Annotated in this window: 22 protein-coding genes; 14 read left to right on the top strand and 8 right to left on the bottom strand. The window is 58.9% G+C overall.

Going from position 1 to position 20,404, the window contains the following annotated elements:
• A partial coding sequence (locus NKJ67_RS34230; RefSeq protein WP_352585751.1) for a HupE/UreJ family protein occupies positions 1–431 on the top strand: 431 nt, incomplete at its 5' end.
• 36 nt (positions 432–467) lie between these two features.
• A complete protein-coding gene (locus tag NKJ67_RS34225) occupies positions 468–1,115 on the top strand; it encodes a transmembrane anchor protein (protein WP_352442498.1) in 648 nt (215 codons plus the stop codon).
• 157 nt (positions 1,116–1,272) lie between these two features.
• Here NKJ67_RS34225 and NKJ67_RS34220 read toward each other — a convergent pair whose 3' ends face one another.
• From NKJ67_RS34220 to NKJ67_RS34195, 6 genes are all read right to left on the bottom strand, one after another.
• Positions 1,273–2,289 carry an ABC transporter ATP-binding protein gene (locus NKJ67_RS34220; RefSeq protein WP_352585749.1) on the bottom strand — a complete coding sequence of 339 codons (1,017 nt, stop codon included), beginning with the start codon at positions 2,287–2,289 and terminating at the stop codon, positions 1,273–1,275.
• The gene (locus NKJ67_RS34215; RefSeq protein ID WP_127291991.1) at positions 2,286–3,281 is read right to left on the bottom strand and encodes an ABC transporter ATP-binding protein; all 996 of its coding nucleotides are present in this window, start codon (positions 3,279–3,281) and stop codon (positions 2,286–2,288) included. Before NKJ67_RS34215 ends, NKJ67_RS34220 begins: the two co-directional genes overlap by 4 nt.
• Positions 3,274–4,182 carry an ABC transporter permease subunit gene (locus NKJ67_RS34210; RefSeq protein WP_031212634.1) on the bottom strand — a complete coding sequence of 303 codons (909 nt, stop codon included), beginning with the start codon at positions 4,180–4,182 and terminating at the stop codon, positions 3,274–3,276. The genes NKJ67_RS34215 and NKJ67_RS34210 overlap by 8 nt, the downstream gene beginning before the upstream one ends.
• Positions 4,173–5,108, bottom strand: coding sequence for an ABC transporter permease (locus NKJ67_RS34205; protein WP_023809586.1), 936 nt, complete (start codon positions 5,106–5,108; stop codon positions 4,173–4,175). Before NKJ67_RS34205 ends, NKJ67_RS34210 begins: the two co-directional genes overlap by 10 nt.
• 12 nt (positions 5,109–5,120) lie before the next feature.
• Positions 5,121–6,698, bottom strand: a complete 1,578-nt coding sequence (locus NKJ67_RS34200) for a nickel ABC transporter substrate-binding protein (protein ID WP_127291988.1) — start codon at positions 6,696–6,698, stop codon at positions 5,121–5,123.
• 122 nt (positions 6,699–6,820) lie between these two features.
• Positions 6,821–8,041 (bottom strand): amidohydrolase family protein, encoded by a 1,221-nt coding sequence (locus NKJ67_RS34195; RefSeq protein ID WP_352585747.1) that lies wholly within the window; start codon positions 8,039–8,041, stop codon positions 6,821–6,823.
• Between the two features lie 169 nt (positions 8,042–8,210).
• Here NKJ67_RS34195 and NKJ67_RS34190 point away from each other — a divergent pair, with 169 nt between their 5' ends.
• Together NKJ67_RS34190 and NKJ67_RS34185 are read left to right on the top strand one after the other, a co-directional pair.
• Positions 8,211–8,891: a GntR family transcriptional regulator gene (locus tag NKJ67_RS34190; RefSeq protein WP_352442495.1), complete on the top strand. Its 681-nt coding sequence runs from the start codon at positions 8,211–8,213 to the stop codon at positions 8,889–8,891.
• A 39-nt stretch (positions 8,892–8,930) separates the two neighbouring features.
• The gene (locus NKJ67_RS34185; RefSeq protein ID WP_127291983.1) at positions 8,931–9,623 is read left to right on the top strand and encodes a flavin reductase family protein; all 693 of its coding nucleotides are present in this window, start codon (positions 8,931–8,933) and stop codon (positions 9,621–9,623) included.
• Positions 9,624–9,761: 138 nt separating this feature from the next.
• On the opposite strand, the gene NKJ67_RS34180 is transcribed toward NKJ67_RS34185, so the two are convergent.
• Complete coding sequence (locus NKJ67_RS34180) at positions 9,762–10,832, bottom strand: NAD/NADP octopine/nopaline dehydrogenase family protein (protein ID WP_127291980.1); 1,071 nt, start codon at positions 10,830–10,832, stop codon at positions 9,762–9,764.
• A gap of 232 nt (positions 10,833–11,064) precedes the next feature.
• Between NKJ67_RS34180 and NKJ67_RS34175 the strand changes: the two genes are divergently transcribed.
• The 8 genes from NKJ67_RS34175 to NKJ67_RS34140 all read left to right on the top strand — a co-directional run bounded on the left by NKJ67_RS34175 (position 11,065) and on the right by NKJ67_RS34140 (position 17,683).
• On the top strand, positions 11,065–12,036 hold the full coding sequence (locus NKJ67_RS34175; RefSeq protein WP_127291977.1) for a LysR family transcriptional regulator: 972 nt from the start codon (positions 11,065–11,067) through the stop codon (positions 12,034–12,036).
• Entirely contained in the window at positions 12,033–13,502 is a 1,470-nt protein-coding gene (locus tag NKJ67_RS34170; RefSeq protein ID WP_352585745.1) for an NAD(P)-binding domain-containing protein, read from the top strand. The genes NKJ67_RS34175 and NKJ67_RS34170 overlap by 4 nt, the downstream gene beginning before the upstream one ends.
• 8 nt (positions 13,503–13,510) lie before the next feature.
• Positions 13,511–13,981 (top strand): CMD domain-containing protein, encoded by a 471-nt coding sequence (locus NKJ67_RS34165; RefSeq protein WP_206535270.1) that lies wholly within the window; start codon positions 13,511–13,513, stop codon positions 13,979–13,981.
• Positions 13,978–14,541: a peroxidase-related enzyme gene (locus tag NKJ67_RS34160; RefSeq protein WP_023809595.1), complete on the top strand. Its 564-nt coding sequence runs from the start codon at positions 13,978–13,980 to the stop codon at positions 14,539–14,541. Before NKJ67_RS34165 ends, NKJ67_RS34160 begins: the two co-directional genes overlap by 4 nt.
• 56 nt (positions 14,542–14,597) lie before the next feature.
• On the top strand, positions 14,598–15,338 hold the full coding sequence (locus tag NKJ67_RS34155; protein ID WP_023809596.1) for an amino acid ABC transporter ATP-binding protein: 741 nt from the start codon (positions 14,598–14,600) through the stop codon (positions 15,336–15,338).
• 24 nt (positions 15,339–15,362) lie between these two features.
• Positions 15,363–16,190 (top strand): transporter substrate-binding domain-containing protein, encoded by an 828-nt coding sequence (locus tag NKJ67_RS34150; protein WP_023809597.1) that lies wholly within the window; start codon positions 15,363–15,365, stop codon positions 16,188–16,190.
• A gap of 66 nt (positions 16,191–16,256) precedes the next feature.
• On the top strand, positions 16,257–16,973 hold the full coding sequence (locus tag NKJ67_RS34145; RefSeq protein ID WP_352442493.1) for an amino acid ABC transporter permease: 717 nt from the start codon (positions 16,257–16,259) through the stop codon (positions 16,971–16,973).
• 17 nt (positions 16,974–16,990) lie between these two features.
• The gene (locus NKJ67_RS34140; protein WP_023809599.1) at positions 16,991–17,683 is read left to right on the top strand and encodes an amino acid ABC transporter permease; all 693 of its coding nucleotides are present in this window, start codon (positions 16,991–16,993) and stop codon (positions 17,681–17,683) included.
• A 487-nt stretch (positions 17,684–18,170) separates the two neighbouring features.
• Here NKJ67_RS34140 and NKJ67_RS34135 read toward each other — a convergent pair whose 3' ends face one another.
• Positions 18,171–18,581, bottom strand: coding sequence for a helix-turn-helix domain-containing protein (locus NKJ67_RS34135; protein ID WP_023809600.1), 411 nt, complete (start codon positions 18,579–18,581; stop codon positions 18,171–18,173).
• A 438-nt stretch (positions 18,582–19,019) separates the two neighbouring features.
• Here NKJ67_RS34135 and NKJ67_RS34130 point away from each other — a divergent pair, with 438 nt between their 5' ends.
• Positions 19,020–19,943, top strand: a complete 924-nt coding sequence (locus NKJ67_RS34130) for a hypothetical protein (protein WP_127291972.1) — start codon at positions 19,020–19,022, stop codon at positions 19,941–19,943.
• Positions 19,940–20,317, top strand: coding sequence for a hypothetical protein (locus NKJ67_RS34125; protein ID WP_127291969.1), 378 nt, complete (start codon positions 19,940–19,942; stop codon positions 20,315–20,317). Before NKJ67_RS34130 ends, NKJ67_RS34125 begins: the two co-directional genes overlap by 4 nt.
• Positions 20,318–20,404 lie beyond the last annotated feature (87 nt).

Genomic DNA, 20,404 nt, shown 5'->3' with positions numbered 1-20,404 from the left:
GCCACTCAACGACCATGCTGCTCGGCGTCTACTTCAACGTCGGGATCAACAGCTACATCATCGACGCTATCATCGGCCTGTCGGTCGTCTACAAGGCGCTCGACAATATGGGCGCTTTCCAGAGGTGGCTCGGTTTCCAGCCGAACACCAGGATCGCGACGCTGATCTTCGGCTTTTTCCACGGCTTCGGCCTGTCGACGAAGATCATCGAATACAACATCTCGCCCGACGGGCTAGTGCCAAATCTTCTTGCCTTCAACGTCGGCGTTGAGATTGGCCAGCTTTTGGCGCTCGCTGCCATCCTTATTGTCATGGGCTACTGGCGCCGGACCGACAGTTTCTGGCGCCACGCATACACCGCCAACACCATCATGATGACCGCCGGGTTTGTGCTGATCGGCTATCAGCTCACCGGCTGGGTCGTCTCCTGAGCCTCCAAGTAAAGATCCCAAAAAAGGAATTCTCCTATGTACAATACCGACATCCCGACCCGCGCCGAGCTGCCGACATCCATGCAACTCCTTCGCTCTACCGTCATCGCAATTCTCGCGGCAGCTGCCATCCTTGTGACCATCGTGCTGCCGGCCGAATACGCCATCGATCCCACCGGCGTTGGGCGAGCGCTCGAGCTCACCGAGATGGGCGAGATCAAGACACAACTGGCCGAAGAGGCCGAGCATGACCGCCTTCGCGAACTGCAAAACGGCACTCCGATCGCCGTGCCAGCCCGAGATCAGCAGTCGAGTCTTCTGGAGCGCGTCTTCGCTGAACTGGTGATGGGTTCCGCCTCTGCCCAGGAACTCCGGACAGACGAAATGTCGGTCACCCTGAAGCCCGGCGAAGGAGCTGAGATCAAGCTCGTCATGGCCAAGGGCGCACAGGCACAATACTCTTGGACGGCCAATGGCGCGGCGGTGAACTTCGACACCCATGGTGACGGCGGCGGCGAAAACATTTCATACGAGAAGGGCCGCGGGGCTGCAGAGGACGAGGGCGTACTTGAGGCAGCGTTTGACGGCAATCACGGTTGGTTCTGGCGTAACCGCACCGATGCCGACGTCACCGTGACGCTGAAGACGAACGGTGCCTACACCGACATCAAACGGATGATGTGAACGATACGTCAATTTTATCCGGCGCCGTTTGGCGCCGGAGTGACGCGCTGTTCATTGCCACGACCTCACTGTTTGGCGCACCACCGTCCCGTGAGCATTCGTGTCGAGGTAGGCGGCGGCGTGGTGAATTGGTGCGCCGCTAGGCTGTGTCAACGTGTCATGCCGCATTGGCTGTTGGCGAAATCAGCGCCGAACGTTTGCCGCGATGGAGATCCTTGGCAAACACGCAAGCCGAACTGTGCCCAGGAGATAGCTTCAAGGCCGGTGGCATCTGTTGTTTGCATTCTTCGACCACCAAGGGGCAGCGAGTCCGGAACCTGCAGCCGGATGGTGGATTCGTAGGGCTCGGCACCTCCCCGATCATGACCGGAACCCTGCGCTCCTTTTCGGCGATCGGATCCACCTCCGGTGTCGAGGCCAGCAACATCTGCGAATAGGGATGGCCTGGGTGATCGTAGAGTTCCTGCGATGGCCCGTGCTCCACGATCTTGCCGAGGTACATCACGTAGACGCGCGATGCAGCCTGCCTGACCAACGCAAGGTCGTGGGCAATGAACAGGCACGCCACCCCAAAATCTTTCTGCAGGTGCAGGAAAAGGTTCATCACTTGGGCTCGGATGGACAAATCCAGTGCGCTAACTGGTTCATCGCAGATCAGCACTCTTGGATTCACGGCGAGGGATCGGGCAATCGCAACGCGCTGGCGCTGCCCTCCGGACAGTTCCCGCGTGTGCCGATCCTTCAAAGCGTCCGCCAGTCCGACCTGATCCAGGAGCGCCTTGGTACGATGGTTGCGGTCGGATTGTGATTTCAACCCGCTGATCAGCAACGCTTCATCGATCGTCTCACCGACCGTCTGTCTGTCGTTCAGGGACGAATATGGATCCTGAAACACGTATTGGAGCGCCCTGCGGCTTTCGCGCAGTGCTGCACCGGAGAGTGTGGTGAGGTCCACTCCATCAAGCAGGACTCGTCCCGCGCTTGCCTTTTCGAGACCCACAATGGTGCGGCCCAGCGTCGACTTTCCGCAACCGGACTCGCCTACCAGACCGACGATCTCGCCCGGATAGAGCTCGATCGAGACGTCGTCGACGGCATGGATGAACTTGCCTCGCTGAACGCTTTTGAAGCGCGTCTGCAGGTTTTCGACTTTCAGAACAGGACCGTGCGTCATGCTGCTGCCTTCCTTTGGTTGACAACCGCGCAGGCCACGACAACAGCGCTGTCGACCGACCGCGCAAGTGGAGGGCGGCTTGCGGTGCATGCGGGAATTGCGAGCTCGCAGCGCGGGGCAAAGGCACAGCCTTTGAATGGCGCGCCCAGCGTTGGCGGTATCCCGGGAAGACCGCGAAACTCCGAACCGATCGGGTCTTCCCGCCGTGGGATCGCGTTGATCAGCCCTCTCGTGTACGGATGGCGTGGGGTAACGAGGACCTTGTCCACGGGACCTCGTTCGGCGGCCCGAGCCGCATACATGACAACGATGTTGTCGGCCGCTCCGGCGACTACCCCCATATCGTGGGTAATCAGCACCATGGCCATGTTGAGCCGCCGCTGCAGGTCCTTGAGCAGGCGCAGGATTTGAGCCTGGACCGTCACATCGAGAGCGGTCGTAGGCTCGTCCGCGATCAGAAGTTTTGGCTCGCCGGCCAGCGCGATGGCAATTACGATGCGTTGCCTGAGACCACCCGACAGTTCGTGGGGGAATTGACGAAGTCGCGCTGCTGGATCCGAGATGCCGACCAGCTTGATGAGTTCCAACGCCCGCTCCTCCGCAGCGCGTGGGGTCATCTTGAGATGGAGCTCCGCCATCTCGGCGATCTGCCTTCCAACACGGCGGACGGGGTTCAGCGCGCTCATCGGATCCTGGAAAATGAATCCGATCGACTTGCCTCGTACCTTACGGATCTCGGATTCCGGCAGGCCGATCAATTCACGCCCATCGAAGCGCACCGATCCCGACAAGTTCGTCGTCACGCCGGTCGGCATCAGACCGAGCGGCGCGAAGTTCATTACAGTCTTGCCGCTGCCGCTTTCCCCGACGATGGCAAGGCATTCTCCTTGCCGGACGGTGTAGCTGACGCCATCGACGGGGCGTACCGCGGCCTTCGCGGTCAGGAGATCGACCGTCAGATTGCTGACGTTCAAAAGGGGTTCGTCATGCATCCGAATTCTCCTTGGCCCAGCCGGCGACCTCAATTCTGCGCAAGGCAAGCGTCCGCCTCGAAAGCGGCTTGGGAATGCGATTAAGTGCTATGGATTCGCCGAGGATGTTGAAGCCGATCACCGCAGCGGTCAGGGCCAGGCCGGGCAGGATAACCTGTCGCGGATCCGACTCGAGATACGGCAAAGCATCAACAAGCATCTGTCCCCATTCCGGCGTGGGCGGCTGAATGCCCAGACCAAGGAAGCTGAGTGTTGCGACAGCCAAAGCGGCTGTCCCGGCATCCGCCGTCGCATAGACCATGACCGCGCCGATGGTGCCGGGGAGCAAATGGCCGAAGTAAATGCGCCATGGGCTGGCGCCCAGCACACGCAAGGCTTCGATATGCGGCTTGCTCATGATGCTGACCGCCACGGCCCGGCTGATACGACCGCTCATCGGCCACCATGCCAATGACAGAGCCAGTACCATGGTCCAGTAGCCCGGCCCGACGATCCCGATCACGGCAAGGGCAGTGATCAGGCTTGGGATGGACAGTCCGACGTCGACGATGCGCATCAGCAGGTCGTCTACCCAACCGCGGTGGTAGCCAGCGATGGTCCCCATGGCGACACCGACCGTCATTGCAATGATGAGGACCGAGCCAACGCTGACCAACGACGTATTCGCCGCAATGATCAGGCGGCTGAGCGTATCGCGCCCGAGATGGTCGGTGCCGAGCCAATGTGCGGCAGTTGGTCCCAGGCCGGTCTCCAGTAAGTTCTGTGCGCTGGGATCTTGTGGAGCGAGCCATGGCGCGAAGCTGCCCAGGGCGAGGAAGAGGCCGATCACGATCAAGGCCACGCGGGGCAACTTGTTCAACCGGGCGAATGCAGGCTTTAATCTATTCATGGTCAGCTCCATTGGCGCCGGACACGTGGATCGGTCATCAGAACTGCGAGATCGACGATCAGATTCACCACGATGAAGAAGGCGAGGAAGATCAACAGGCAGGCCTGCACGACCATGAAGTCCCGGAACTTCACGCCTTGGAGAAAGTAGTCGCCCACGCCCTGCCAGGCGAACAGCGGTTCAACGATGATAGCAGTTGCGGTCATCAGGCCGACCTGGGTTCCCAGTGCGTTGATGAACACAGGTATGATGTTTGGCAGCGCGTCCCGGAACAGGATGGCGGTCCGTCCCAGACCTTTGCTTTTGGCCGTCAACACGAAGGGGCTGGCCATGGCCTCTTCCAGTCCCACACGAACGACACGGCTGAGCACGGCGGCGGGCAGCACCGCGACAGTGACCCATGGCAGCACCCAACTTTCCGGACCGCCGAAGCCGAAGGATGGAAAGAGCTGAAAGGTGACAGAGAAACCATAGATCATCAGCGCCCCGACGAAGAATGTCGGTGTCGATGCGCCGAGAAGAGCCAAACCGCGCGAAACGCGGTCCGGCAGTCTGTAGGGCCAGAAGGCACCCAGGAATCCGAGAGCCAGGCCGAGCAGGGTCGCAACCACGGCGCTGCCAACGATCAGGGTACCGGTGACCAACATGCGCTTTGGCAAGTCCGCACTGACTTCCTGGCCCGTTCTGTAGGAGATGCCAAAATCTCCTCGGACTGCATCGCCGAGCCAACCCGCGTAGCGCATCAGCAGGGGCTTATGCAGTCCGATCTCTTCGGCAACCTTTTCGACGTAACCCGGGGTTGCAACTGCTCCTCTGAGTTCAGCGATGAGAACAGCGACATTTCCCGGAGCCGAAACAACCAGGGTAAAGCAAACCAGAGACGCCATGAACAGCAGTACGAGGGAGTGCCTCAGCCTCTTGCTGATGAAGTGGATCAACGCGCCCTCCCTCTACTCGGCCAGCACGATATTTTCGTATGGCATATCGTATTCGGTGACCGGGCTGGTGAAGCCCTGGACCCGCTTGGAGTGCGCCCAGATGCTGGGAACGTAAACCAACGGCGCTATCGCGTCGTTGTCACGCAGCCAGTCGTAAACCTTTTGGATCGATGGCGCGATCTGATCCCCGGTTGCCGCTGTCGCAGCGTTGATCAGCGGGTCCAGGTTGGCCGGATCGGTGAACAGCTTGCCCTCGACATCGTTTTTGAAGGTCGAGAGGCACAAGGCCACCACCGTGCCGAACGGATCGTAAGGAGCCCCGTAGGTCAGGAAGAAGCCGAGATCGTATTTCCGTTCGAGCATGTCGGTGTGCTTAGAAGCGTGGTCGACAGAGCGGACGATCAAATTGATGCCGATTTCCTTCATCTCGGATTGTATGACTTCGGCCACGACGCGAGAGCCGGGAACGGCGTCGGGACTGACGACAATCTCAAGCGTCAGTGGCGTGCCGTCCTTGGAACGCACGGGACCACCCGTCCAACCCGCCTTCTCCAGGAGCGCTGATGCGGCCGCAACGTCGCGAACTGGGGCATCATGCTGGGTGCCAGCAAATGGCAATGCATCGGAGAACAGGTTGCCCGCCGGTCGGGCAAAGCCTTGGTAGAGCGCCTGGGAAATCGCCGCGCGATCGATCCCTATGCTGACGGCCTTGCGCACTTGCGGATCCTTGAGCGCTTCGGTGCGATCGGGATTGAAAGCCATCACCAGTGTGACGTTGCCGGGATCGATGACCACGTTGAGCCCTGCGGCCTCGAGCTGCTTTGCCTCAACGGGGGTAAGCGGCGCGATCCAAAACCCGCCGACGAGATCGATCTCGCCAGCGCGCAGGGCGGCAACCCGCGCGCGCGGATCAGGGATGACCTTGGCTTCGAGACGCTGATAAGTCGGCTTGTCGCCCCAGTAGCCGTCGTAGCGCTCGAAAACACTTTGTGTATCGTCAGCGCTAAGTTGACGCCAAGGACCGGTGCCGACGGGTTCGACAAATTTGCCATTCGCATCGACCGATTTGGGGCTAAGGAACCTCGGCGGCCGTGTGTAGGAAAGCTCCTGCATGAGCGCCAGCGGCGGTTCTTTGAAATGAACGGCTATCTGGTGCTCATCGATCACTTCCAACGATTGAAAATACTTGGAGCAGTTCATCCAGCTGAACTGATCGAGTCCTAGCCAACGCTCCAGATTCCACTTGCAGCTAGCTGCATCGAACACTGCGCCGTCCTGGAACGTTACCCCCTGGCGCAACGTAAGATGCAACGTCTTGCCCCCCTCTTCGATCTTCCAGTCGGTCGCAAGGCAAGGCTCGATCTGGCCGCCCTTGCCGTACCGCACCAGCGGCTCGAACATCAGGTCCTGAATGGCCCAGATCGCGTAGTGGCTCTGCGGATCAAGATTGCCCGCGGGTTTGGCGATCGCCACTCGCAATGTGCCCGCCGCCCCCTCGGCAAAGGCAAATTTGGTGAAGGTAGCATCGGTTATTGCGAGTCCTAACGCCCCTGATCCGATCTGCAGAAATGTACGCCTGTTGAATGACATGATTGCTCCTCTCGTTGCTTATTGTTCCCTGGGGCCTAGGTTGCCTCGAAAGGCACTGGGGCCTTTTTTGTATAGACATATCACATTATTGTATACAATTTAATTTAGACATCGTATCCCTTCTAATAAGTTTTTGTGCTCATTTGCGCAGGTGAGGTCTGCACCGCAACCCCGCCTCGCGCGACGACCTTGCCGCGCTTGACGACCAACGCGCGCGGCCGGTGGGACACGACGGCATCGGCGAGTGTCTCGCCTTCCACCAAAACCATGTCCCCCCAGCAGCCGGGCATCAGGCCGTACCTTTCCAGCGCAAGAACTCCGGCACCGCCGCGCGTGCAGACGTCGAGGGCCCATTCGAGTTCATCGTCGCGGCGAAAATTGTTGCGCAAGCCGACAAACATCGCGCGTTCCAGCATGTCACCACTGCCGTAAGGTCCCCAGATGTCACGGATGCCGTCATTTCCGGCGCCGACGACCACTCCAGCAGATCGCAATTTGGCGACCGGAGGCGACGGCTGCGATGCCGGCCCGGTGGTAAGAATATGGATCGAAAGCTCCGCCAACTCGTCGATTAGTCGGCCGACATAATCGGCATCGTGCATGCCGAGACAGAAGGCATGGCTGACTGCCACCCTTCCCTGCATGCCGAGTGCACGGGTGCGTTCGATGATGAGTTCGAGCGAAAAGGCGCCAAGCTCTCCCGCTTCGTGCAAATGTATATCTATGGGCCGGCCAAAGCGTTGAGCGAGGTCGAAAATTGCATCGAGGTGCCCTTTGGGATCGCGATCAACCCCAGCAGGGTCCAGCCCGCCGACCACCTCGGCGCCCATTTCCAACGCCCGTCGCATAAGTTCGATAGTGCCAGGCCGGATCATCATACCGCCTTGAGGAAAGGCGACGATCTCAATATCGACGAGGTCTCGTAGCTCGTCACGAGTGCGCATGACGCCCTCTACACCGGCAAGGCCGTGCACGGTGTCGATATCGACGTGGCTACGGATATGGGTGGTGCCTTGCGCCACTGAGGCAAGCGCCTGTCGACGCGACTGGCGGACCGGATCGATACCCAAGCGGATCTTGGCTTCACGCTCGGTCTCGATCTTGTCTATCAAGCGAGGGCCGACTTCATTGCGATACCACGCCATTCCGATCATCGATTTGTCGAGGTGGGTGTGCGCTTCGACCAAGCCCGGAACGACGATGCGACCTCCGCCGTCCTCCACCAGCCCGCCCAAAGGTGAAAGCTCCGGCTCGACGCGGGTAATGCGGCCATTCTCAATAAGAATATCCACATTGGAGCCAGCCATCGGGCGCACATTTCTAATCAACAAATTGGTTGTCATGCGGTGCGCTCCTCCCAGAGGCAGCCTATCGTCTGCGGCACGGCGACGGCCGCCTGCAGGTCGTGTACGTAACTACCGCATAATTGTATACCTATTTCAAGATAAATCGTATCCCATATTGACAAAAATATATCTTGATCGATAAGTTGCGGGAGCTTAGGGGGATGCGATGACCAAATCGAGTCGAGCCGAAAACGTCTACTTGTCGCTGCGTCGCGCCATCATTGAGCAGGCGCTTCGCCCCGGTATGAAATTGCCCGAAGACGCCATCGGCGAGCAGTTCGGCGTTAGCCGGACCAGCGTACGAAACGCGCTTGTCCGACTGAGTGCCGAAGGCCTGGTGGAGGTGAGGAATAATCGCGGAGCCTGCGTCGCCGAACCGACGCTCGAGGAAGCGTTAGATATATTTTCCCTACGACGCTGCCTGGAGCGCGAGGTAGTGGACCGGCTTTCGCGAAAGATCACACCCGCTCAATTTGCGGCACTTGAGGGCCACGTCAAACTTGAAAGGGACGCAGTAAACACGAGCGGACCATTATCGATACGGCTGGCGGGCGAATTCCACATTCTGCTGGCCGAACTCACGGGATCGAAGCCGCTGACCCGTTATGTCAGCGAGATTGTATCGCGCTGTTCGCTGATCCTAGCCTTGTACAGCCGTCCGCACTCCGATCAGTGCGGCGTCGACGAACACGTCGAAATCATTCAGGCGCTGCGCCAACACAATCCCGAGCGCGCCATGCATGCGATGGAACACCATCTCGAGGCACTCGAGGCTCGGGCGCAAATCAGCGATCAAACTGAGCCCGACGTTCGGTCCATCCTGAGTACATACGCTCAGGCAGGGTGACCAACTCTCAAGCAGCTTGGCAAAATTCAGGAGGATATAATGCTCAACCCCCAGCCCGAGCCGGTGGGGCAGCGGAGCCGCGTGAGCATCGACTTCGCCCGCATCTCGGCACGCGAACGCTACAAGCTGCTGATCGGGGCAGTGGTGCCTCGGCCAATCGCTCTGGTGACCACACGACACCCCGACGGGACTGTCAATGCTGCGCCCTACAGCTTCTTCAATTGCCTCTCGGCCGATCCTCCAATCCTAGCCCTGGGTGTGGAGAACCATAATGACATGTCCTTCAAAGATACGACGCTCAACATCCGACTGACTGAGGAATTCACAGTCAACATCGTGGACCATGCGCTGGTTGACGCCATGAACGTCTGTGCCGTCCCATTTCCTTCCCACATTGACGAACTGGCCGAGGCCGGACTGACGCCTGTGCCCGGTGAGACGGTCCAATGCCCCTACATTTTCGAAGCGCCTATAGCCTTCGAATGCCGCCGACATTTGACGCTTGGCCTGGGTAAGTCGCGCGAGATTGTCCTTGGTCAAGTTATGCGGATGCACATTCGTGAGGATCTTGTTGACCAGGAGCGTTTCTATATCGATCAACTCGCGCTAGACGCCGTCGGCAGAATGGGTGGACACGGTTATTCGACCACCCGCCACCAGTTTGACCTGCCAACGATGTCGCATGAGCAATGGTTGGCAATGAGGCCTATGCCACCCAACACCGATGGATAGCGCCCTGATCGCGCAACGCGCTCGTCGCTTCAATCATCCTTCCTGATCGTGCAGAGACGCTGCATGCGGCCAAGGACCCTGCCGATGCCGGGCTGGGAGAATATTCACTGCAGCTGGGCTACAGCGCACTGGAAGCTGTTATAACCCTTTGCGGCAAAGGGTTTCAAGATCCGCCTTTGTCATTTCCTCGATGCCGAGCGCAGGAAGAATATCATTATCTCCCTTGAGATCCCGGCCATAAGCCGCCGACAAGATGGAAATTCCGGATTCATGGAGTGTCGCCGGATTTCCGCTGATCTTCCCCAGAACGGCAGTCGGTAGCAGGCCGAACGGAACATCCTCGAGAATATAGCGGCTCTGGATGGTTGTCGGGCCAAACCCGCCGCGGCCTAGACGATCCATCTCCTGGTTCATGTCCGAAACAGTGCTCATGGGCACATGAAACGACAATGAAAAATGTTCCTGGACCGTACGAACCGCGATACCGAAATGGGCAGCGATGGCCAACCGTTCGGCATCCAGAGCCTCGATCAAGCGACCAACGGCAGGAGTGACATTTCCCCCTTGGCTCCACTGCTCGGCCTTTTCCATGCGTGTGAGATTGAGAAGGGCAATTCCCAGATGGTTCTGCGGATTGAGGTTGCTGAGCGCAATCGCCAGCAGACCATCCCGCTTGACGAAACGATTGCCGAACAAGGCCGTGCAAAGCTCGTACCCTTGGTCGAGCGCATCGAAAGGCAGCGTCGCAACATCAAGCTTCTGGCGAATGGAAGTGACATTGACTTCGGTTGATCCGAGCTGGCGGCCAGTCAGTAGCGTTGTGCCCCAAACGACGATCGGCAACCTGACCTTGCGCTCGGCCAACCGCTTCCAGAGATACAGAGCCCCGAACGAACTATGCGAACTGATGATGACCGGAATTCCATCTGCCAGATGAGGGACGGCGGCGTCCATCACCATCTTGTGGCCGTAAGCCGGAAGCGCGATCACCACCACGTCCGCGTGCTCGATAGCATCTCTGCAATCCTTGGCAATGCGCACCGGCACCGTCGCCTCGATATCCCCCGTCGCCTTCAACAATTCGCCAGTAGCCAACGTTCTGGTGCGGTGTCCCGACGGTGACCAAAGTGTTGGCGAGTGTCCCGATTGTGCCAAATAGGCCGCAAGGCCATAGGCAATTGCTCCGGCGCCCAGAATACTCACGCGCATAACATTCCTCCTGTTGCAGGCTTTATGGTTCGAGAATCCTTGTAGTCCCGGCCTACAAGTTTTTTCATCACGAGGTTTCGAATTGGAGTCACCTCGGTTGCCCCCAGCCGTTTCGATCAAGGGCTCCGGCTCTGAGCCGGCAAGCGCCGCTGAGAACATTAGTTTCCGCTTGACATATATCAAAAATGAATGAGACGATGTCAATCATACGTATTTCACATGTAGGGAGAATATGGAAACTCGGGACCTTCAGACCTTCCTTGCGGTGGCTGCCAGCGGCAGCATTACCAAGGCGGCTGACATGCTCGGGCGTTCCCAACCTGCGGTGACACGCACCATTCAGGATCTTGAGGGCGAACTTGGCTTCGAATTGCTGCACCGGGTCGGTCGACGGGTGCAGCTATCTGAAGAGGGTGTCGCATTTGAAGAAGAAGCGCGGCGACTGCTGATGTCCTTCACCGAACTCGCGGCGCGGGCCAAGATGATCGCCGCCGGCCGGGGTCGGATCCTGCAGATTGTCACAACCTCCGCGATCGGCACTGGCCTGATCCCGACGGCCATGGCCGAGCTCAAGGGTATCGAGCTTCCGCACGAGACACATCTCGGACAGTTTCTTCCCTCCATCGTGGCCCAGGAAGTGCGCAGCGGTCGTGCCGAGATCGGCTTTTCAAGCCTGCCGCTCGATACACCCGGCCTGGATGTCCTGCGGCTCTATTCGGCGCCCGATGTTGCTGCTGTGCGGGAGGACGATCCGCTGGCAGAACTCGACGTCATACCGCTTTCGGCCTTTGCCGGCCGTCGCGTCGCTACCTTGCTCAACCCGCTGCGTTTCCAACTGCACGTCTCCAAGGCATTGGCCGCCAGGGGTATCGACACCGGGCCAGTGATCCGGACGAATACTGCCTATGGCGCGTTGCAGCTTGTGCGCCGGACCGGCGTTGCCGCTGTCATTGATCCCCTCACCGCCTATGGCGTGGCCTTGCCAGGGGTCGCCATCCGCCCGATTGACGCGACCGTTCTCTTTTATTGGGGGGTTGTGGCTGCCGAAAAACGTCCCCTTCGTCCAGTCGCACAGGCGTTGATGGAGGCGGTCGAAGCGGTGGCTGAACGATCGATAGTCGGCTTCAAGAAACTCGATCCGGCCTTGGCCGGCCAACTGGTGACCGATCCTGCATCCGCCACAAATCACGGAACGGGGATATGAAGCATTCCCCCACCGCGCCAATTTTGACAAGTCTTGCCGCGCTCGAGGCACAGCTGGCGCAGGATCTCGACTTCCTCGAACTGCCTGCCAGGCCATGGGTCCCGGCACGTTCGCACGATGGTGTCCCTGTCCGTGACGTCGTGGTGATCGGCGCCGGCATGTGTGGACTTGCTGCCACGGCAAAGCTGGTGCTGACGGGGATAACCAATGTCGTCGCCTATGACGCGGCTCCGGCAGGGCTCGAAGGGCCGTGGGTAACGTTTGCCCGCATGCAAACGCTCCGGTCGCCGAAAACCCTGCACGGTCCGTCGCTCGGCCTGCCGCAATTGACGTTCCGCGCCTGGTTCACGGCGCAATGGGGCGTTGAGGCCTGGCGGTCGCTGGACAAAATCCCCAAGGGCCAGTGGATGGATTACCTGGTCTGGTACCGCAAGGTCCTGGCTCTGCCATTGCGCAACAGCGTGCGCATGACCGCCGTCGAACCCGTTGGTGATCTGATTGCGATCGATATCGAAGGCGCGGAATCCGGCCGGGTTCTCACCCGTCGTCTGGTTCTGGCCACCGGTCGCTCCGGTCTGGGCGGTATTGCCGTACCCGATTTCCTCAACGGGATCGATCGCGCCTGTTGGGCCCATTCTGCCGACGACATCGATTTCGATGCGCTGAAAGGCAAGCGTGTGGCAGTTATCGGCGCCGGTGCCTCTTCCATGGACAATGCTGCGACCGCACTCGAGGCGGGCGCCGGTTCTGTCGACATGTTGATCCGGCGCAAGGAGATGCCGCGCATCAACAAGCTGACCGGCATCGGCAGCCCGGGTGTCGTACTCGGCATGCATGAATTGCCCGATGCCTGGAAGTGGAAGTTCTTCGACTACACCGCCTCCACCCAGACGCCGCCGCCGCGTTCATCCACGCTTCGCGTGTCTCGCCACGCGAATGCCCGGTTCTTTCTCGACTGCGGCATCGTTGCGGTAAGGGAAGATCCGGAGGGCCTGCTGATCGAAACCACACAAGGGCTGATGCGCTACGACTTCCTGATCGCGGCAACCGGTTTTTCAAATGACTTCAACGGCCGCCCGGAATTCGCGGCGATCGCCCCACATATCCGCACCTGGTCGGATGGCCGATATAGGCCGGATATGGGGCCGGGTCGTGCAGGCATGTCGGACGCGCCGGATCTCGGTCCTGCCTTCGAGTTTCGCGAACGCGTCCCCGGCTCCTGCCCGATGCTTGCACATATCCACTGCTTCAACGACGCCGCCATGCTGACGCACGGCAAGGTCTCCGGCGACATCCCGGCCGTCAGCGCCGGCGCCGACCGTCTTGTGCGCGGCATTGCCGCATCGCTGTTTGCCGAGGATGTCGAAACCCACTTCGCCAATCTGATCGCCTACGACACGCCCGAACTTCTGGGCGACGAGTGGGTCGATTCAACACCCTTGTTGCACAAGGAGGCCGCGCTGTGATTGACGCAATGGACAAGGCAGCGGGTCTTTCACCGGACGATGCCCTTTTCGCTGCACGGCGGTTTCGGCCCGAATTCGTGCGAGGGGCCGAGGAATGTCGCCTCTCGGTGCTGCACCCGGCAAACGATCAGGGGCTGGCGCCGAATTTGCGTGTTGCTCTTGCCCGTCGCATGGCCGCCCTGAATGCCGATCCGGTCCTGGTGGCCGAATATGATGTTCAGCTGGATCAGCTTGATCCTACAGAGCAGCTTCTGGCTGTAGCCCAGGGCGAGACGGCTCTGGAAGAACCATTGGCGACTATCGCCCGGCACGCCGACCTGGTCACGGTGACGCCAAAAAAGGCCGAGGCGAGCGACATCGCCCTGCTCGCCCAGGCCGGATTGAGCAATCCTCAGATCGTCGCGCTCTCCGAACTGATTGCCTTCGTCAACTTCCAGACGCGGGTAGCGACCGGCTTGCGATTGATGAGGTCGGCATGATTTCCTCGGTGCGCCTGAAGCCGCTGAACTGGCAGCCATACATCGCGCCGGTCAAGCTATCCGAAGCCACGCCGGAACAGCTTGAAGCGATGAAGGTTACGCCTTCGGCCAAGAAAGTTTCGGAATATGTGCGCACCCTTGCGCATGACCCAGAGAGCTATCTTGCCCGCACGGTTCTGTTCAACGCAATCATGTATGTCGAAGGCGGGCTCGCCCGTCCCGACCGCGAACTTGGCGCATTGGGGGCCTCGATCGTCAATGGCTGCAAATTCTGTGCCGTTGTCCACGCCCGCCGGCATGCGGAGTTGACCAAGAGCGACCAAGTGGTCACCGCACTTTATCTCGACAAACCTGAAGCGCTCGGCCAACGCGATGCGGCAATCTACAGCTTTGCCCGCCGCCTGTCGGCGGCGCCGTCGGAAGCGACGGCAGACGACATCGCCGCGCTTCGATCAGTTGGCATGGATGACCGCGAGATCATCGATCTGATCCACGCCATATCGATCTTCGGCTGGGCAAACCGGCTGATGCACGTTCTCGGCCATGCGGAGAGCGGGTGATGATGTCGCATGCGGTCAAGGCACTCCGTCCCACACTGTGAAGGGCACCAACCAGAATGCTTGAACTCAAAGATATAAAGCTGTCCTACGGAAGCACGCAGGTTCTGAACGGCGTCAATCTCTCGGTAAAGCGGGGTGACGTGGTGTCGATCATCGGCCCCAGCGGCACCGGCAAGACCACGTTGCTGAAATGCATCAACTACCTTGCCAAGCCGTCCTCAGGAACCATCGCGTTCGATCAGATTCGGATGGATTACCAGCGTGCCGACAAGACCGCTGTCCAGGCGATCCGGTTGCGAACGGCGATGGTCTTTCAGCAATTCAACGTCTTCAAGAACATGACGGTCCTGCAGAACGTGATGGATCCCCTGGTGATCGTGCAGCGCAAGTCCGCAGATGAGGCGCGGGAGATCGCCTTGCGGGAGCTCGAGCGGGTCGGCCTCACCCCGAAGCGAGATAGCTATCCCTCCCAACTGTCGGGCGGCCAGCTCCAGCGCACCGGCATCGCGCGCGCCCTGGCGGTTCGCCCCGACGTGATACTCTTCGATGAGCCTACGTCATCGCTGGATCCCGAGCTCGTCGGTGAAGTTCTAAAGGTGATCAAGGATGTCACCTCGTCAGGGATCACTTCGCTGCTTGTGACCCACGAGATGCAATTCGCAAAGAACATCTCCAACCGGATTGTCTTCATGGATCGTGGCGTGGTTGCCGCCGATGGCAGCCCGGCTGAAATCTTCGATGCACCTTCCAGCCCGCGACTTGCCCAATTCCTGCAGTCGGAACTCGCTTTTCAATAGCTCAACAAGAAGGGAACCTAAGAAATGTCTGCAATCACATCCAGTTTTTCTCGCCGCTATGCCCTGGCCATCGCTGGCGGCATCGCAATTGCCCTTGCAACAGCGGGGATCAGCCATGGCCAGACCGTTCGGACGATCAAGATCGCCACCTCTGCCGAATCCAAGCCGCTGGCATGGGGCGCGATCGGCGTCGAGCCGCAAGGCTATGAGCCCGATCTTCTGAAGGCGATCAACGCAAAGCTGCCGCAGTATAAGTTCGAAATGGAAGGCGTCTCCGACATTGCCCAGGAAACCGGCCTCGCCACGGGCAAGTACGACATCGCGGTCGGTGGCTACTACAAGTCGCCCGAACGCTCCAAGCAGTTCCTCATTCCGGAAAATCCCATGGGCGCCAGCCTGATGAAGATTTACAGCAAGAAAGACAGCGGCATTAAGGAAATGAAAGACCTGGTCGGCAAGAGGATCGTTCCGACCACGGCCGGCGGTGGAACCTACAAGTTCATCATGAATTGGCAGAAAGAAAACCCGGAATACAAGCTCGATGTCACGGCATCGAGTGCCGGTATCCCCTACCCGAACCGGCTGGACGAAGTTCAGAACGGCAAGTTCGACGCTCTCGTCCTGCCGTCGAATCTCGGTGAGCAGACCGTCATCGAGCAAAAGAAACTCGATATCGTGGCGTCCGAGCCAGTGTTCAGCAACAACACCTACATGCTGATCCACCGATCTGACGAGAACAAGGTTCTGGCCGACGATGTGAACAAGGTTCTCAAGGAATTGAAAGACGACGGCACGATCGAAAAGCTCTCGCAGAAGTGGTTCGGCGAGGGCATCGTCCAGTACATGAAATAGCACGGCCGTCGGCGACCATATTCGCTAGTCAGCGGCAAGGCTGAATTGCAAGAAGGAGCGTTCAAAGTGGATGTATCTGCTATGATTCCCGAGTTGCTCTCGGCACTGCCGCTGACGCTCGCCATCACGTTTACAGCCCTCATTTCCGGGTTCTGCCTGGCTCTCATCGCGACAACCCTCCGGGTCCGCAGGGTGCCAGTCATCAGTCACCTGGTGGACCTCTACGTGTCCTATGCCCGGAGCGTTCCTGTCGTACTGCAGTTGTTCGTCGCGTTTTATGGGCTTCCGCTGTTGGTGATCCTGTTCGGCGCCAAAGATTTTATTTCGGCGACGATGGCTGCCATGGTGGGGTTGAGCCTCTACCACGGCGGCTATCTGTCGGAAGTCATGCGGCCTGCATACCTGGCCGTCGATCGCGGCCAGCACGATGCGGCCGACAGCCTTGGATATACGTTCCGACAGAAAATTACTCGCGTCGTCGGCCCGCAAGCGGTGCACTTCGCTTTGCCGGGCTATGGGAACTCCGTCATCTACCTGATCCATAACGTTGCGCTGGTCATGTACATCGGGGCGGCCGACATCATGGCGACTGCGCATCTGATCATGGAGCGAGACTACAACCAATTCCAGTTCGAAACCTATCTCGTCCTGGCGGTCATCTATTCGCTGATGTGCCTGGTCGCATGGCTCATCGTGCGCTTCTTCGAGCTTCGATCACCGATGCAAGCGCCTGAGGCGACGCCAACAACCCCGATCAAGAACCAGCTCCTCGCGAGCGTCTGACGTAAGGGTATTCAACCATGTTTGATACCGATATTTTGCTCCAGGACACGCAGGAAATTCTGAGTGCCGTACCCGTGACGATTGGAATGGCGCTCATGATTTTCGTCCTGTCGACGATAGTCGGCAGCATATTCGCACTTATCGAATACAGACGGGTACCGGTGCTGCGAGAGCTCATCATGACTTACAAGATCGTCTTCAAGGGCGTTCCGATGGTCATCGTTATTTTCCTCGCCTATTTCGGTCTGCCGCCCGCATTCCAGTTCCTGTTCTCATTGCTTGGTATCAACTTCAACGCCCACGAAACCCCCAATTGGGTCATCCTTGTAGTTGCGATTACCGGCTGTGTCGCCGCGTTCCAATCGGAGATTATCAAGGGAGCCCTGAATGCATTCGACACCGGTCAGTCGGACGCAGCCCATTCGCTGGGCTATACGGGCGGCCAACTGTTCCGACGTATCCTATTTCCCCAGGTGGCCCTCACGGCAATTCCTGACCTGACGACTTCGATGATGGTCATCATGAAGGCCCTTTCTCTCGGATTCGCCATCGAGGTTGTCGATATCTTCGCCCAGTCCCAGTTGACCGCCGCGCTGAACTACTACTACCTCGAAGCCTTCGTGATTGCCGTCGTGATCTATATGGTGATTGCCTATATCGTCACACAGATTGCCGACAGGCTGGAGCAGGCGCTGAGGGTGCGGACATGAGGTGGATGTGGGATAGAATCGTCAAGCTTCGGATATCGAGCCGTACCTTGGAGGCAATTCTGTTGGCCATGAAAAGCCCGAGGAGAAGCCCAAGTAGCCGATGTATGTATCGATAATTTTGAGTGCCTGCCGGTCGACCCCATGCCGCCTGGAGCGTGGGCAAATAGACTGAGCTTGCATGCCGACTTGCATTCTCTATCGGCAGCTGCAGATGACACATATTTGTTGAGGTGGGTTCTCCCCCGTCTGGAGGGCTTCCCCTTAGCGGGCGCCGGGCTTTGGACGACAACGAGCCCGCCCGCAGTCTAAAGTATGATTGCGATCAGCGTCGCCCTTACGATCTTGCGCGTGACGCTAATGACATCGACAGCGCCGATAAATTGGGTGTCAACGCCAACCGCAGCCACGCGCCAAAGATTCCCCCAACCCTTGCTACCCAAAATCCCGTGTAGAACATCGGGCGCTGGCACCAGGCCCGTTGTCAACGTCAGCCCAACTGCCTCAGCGCCTTGACCTGCTCCACCGCAACTTTGATAAGCCGAGGTGTCAGTTGGCGCGCCGTCTCGAGGAGCTCGGCCTCAAGTTCCGCCCGCTCGCGCGAAAGCGGGCGTGTCTTTTCCAGACCATCAAAAAAGTCCATCAATGGCATCTTGAGGATGCGCGCTAACTCGGCAAGCGTCTCAATGCTGGGTAGCTGTTTGCCGCGTTCGATATTGGAAATGCTCTCAGGGGTGCGCCCAACACGGTCAGCCAACACTTCCTGGCTCAGCTTCGCCCCGCGCCGCGCAGCCTGAACTCGCGCACCTATAGCCTGCTTTAAAGAGTCGCTCATACTTGAAGCGTGACTTCGGCATTTCTCGTTGACAACGAAGTCAGCTTCAGCATTGGTCATCATCATGAAGTTTACTTCAAGTCACGTCAGAAACATCACCGAACCAGCGGTGACCGCGTCCAGTGTGAAGCCGGCACATCCTTTCAGAAAGAGCGTCATACCCGAATGAGTGCATTGCTCCTATCATCCCTGCAAGACATTGCCACGCCGCTGCGTCGACACCCTCTGGTGCGCAATGCACCGAGCGTCGGAGAGTCTCCCACCAGCGTCTCAGCGCCGGCTTATGACGAGCGCTGGCTTCGCGATCTTCTATTTCGACATCCCGAACTCATCGTCGCCGACCGCGATCACGGCCTTGGAGATATCGTTCCCCTATGCTGCGAACTCCCTCTGCCTCGCGCGGGCGGGACAGTATTTGCGGACCTCCTGGGCGTTAGCAGAAGTGGCCGGCTGGTCGTCATCGAGTGCAAGCTTTGGCGAAATCCCCAAGCACGACGAGAAGTGTTGGCGCAGATCCTCGAATATGCCGCTTTGCTACGACACTGGAGTTTTGGCGATCTATCCTCGACCTTGAGGCGCAAGCTGACCTTGGTTGATCCCAACCCGATCTTCGCCGCGGCGAAGCTTCGGTGGCCAGACCTGGAAGAAGCTCCGTTCGTCGATGCGGTAACACGATCGCTAAGACTCGGAGATTTTCAGCTCATCATTGCCGGTGACGGCATCCGATCGGACACTCACGCGATTGCCGAGCACCTCAACGCGCAGGGCGGCGGACTAGCCCAACTCGCGCTACTTGAAATCCAGATTTGGCAAACGACTTCTGGAAATATTATCGTTATGCCTACGGTGCCGCTGCGGACCGAAGTCCTGCAGCAGAGAGTTTTGGTCGACCTCGCCGGTATGCCGCTCTATTTGGAAACGCCAGAACCTATCAGCGCCCCGCCCGCTGACACCATGGAGAATGTTGTCGATCCCGACCGAGTAAACCGGCGGGGCATCAACCGTGCATTCTGGCAGCGGTTCATTGATGAGGTACAGTTCGACCACGCAGACCAACTGGCACCACGCCACGGCGGCGACAATTGGGTGAGAGTTCCCCTGCCCGACCCGCTAGGATGGCTGACTGCCTTTCGGTCGACTGGCAGCAGAGCCGAAGTCGGCCTGTTCCTGACCTTCCGCGAAGAGGATGGTCAGGCTCTCTTTGATGAATTCCACAACGACATTGCAGAATTGCGCGGAGAAACCGGCCTTGATTTGGTCGCGCGGCTGAAATCGGACAGGCCATTTCATGCGGAGTTGGGCGTGTTTAGGCCAAGGTCAGACTTCGCAGACGAAGGCCAGCAGCTCGACTGGCTCTGCCATGCGGCTAATCGCTTTGTTTCGTTGATCCGCCCAAGGCTCAGCCTGATGGCGGAGGCTGCCGAATGACAAGGCTGCTCAAATGGGAACGGCTGGCCCTGGAGGGCGACTTCTCAACCATGCCCGCGCCCCTTAAGTGGGATCAATCCGGCCGCTTCGCCCATTTCCTCAACGGGTACGAGGTCGCCGGAGGAATGGACGCTCTAGCCGGCCTTGCCATCGCAATGTCGGGGCAAGCTCGCAAGACGGGCAAATGGCAAGGCAGCGCGCTCGACCTTTGGCTCAGCCTGTTCTTCCAGCAACGCGCCCATCGCCATACCGGATCAGAAGACAATGACCCAATTCTCGACGAACTGTGTGAAGCGCTTCGTGTGGCTCTCAATCAACTGACGCCGGAAGAGGCCAAGGCATTGGCTCTGCGGCTCAAACAGGAGGCCCTTTAGCTCTAATGCAGTTCACTTAAGTTGGGCTGGATGAGGATCTGGTAAGACCTATCGAACAGGATGGAGATTCGTTTCCATCCTGTTCGT

This window comes from Mesorhizobium sp. M0088 (assembly GCF_040322895.1).
GTDB lineage: Bacteria > Pseudomonadota > Alphaproteobacteria > Rhizobiales > Rhizobiaceae > Mesorhizobium.
Note: the sequence above shows the minus strand (reverse complement) of the source record. Positions and strands in the feature narration are given on the sequence as shown.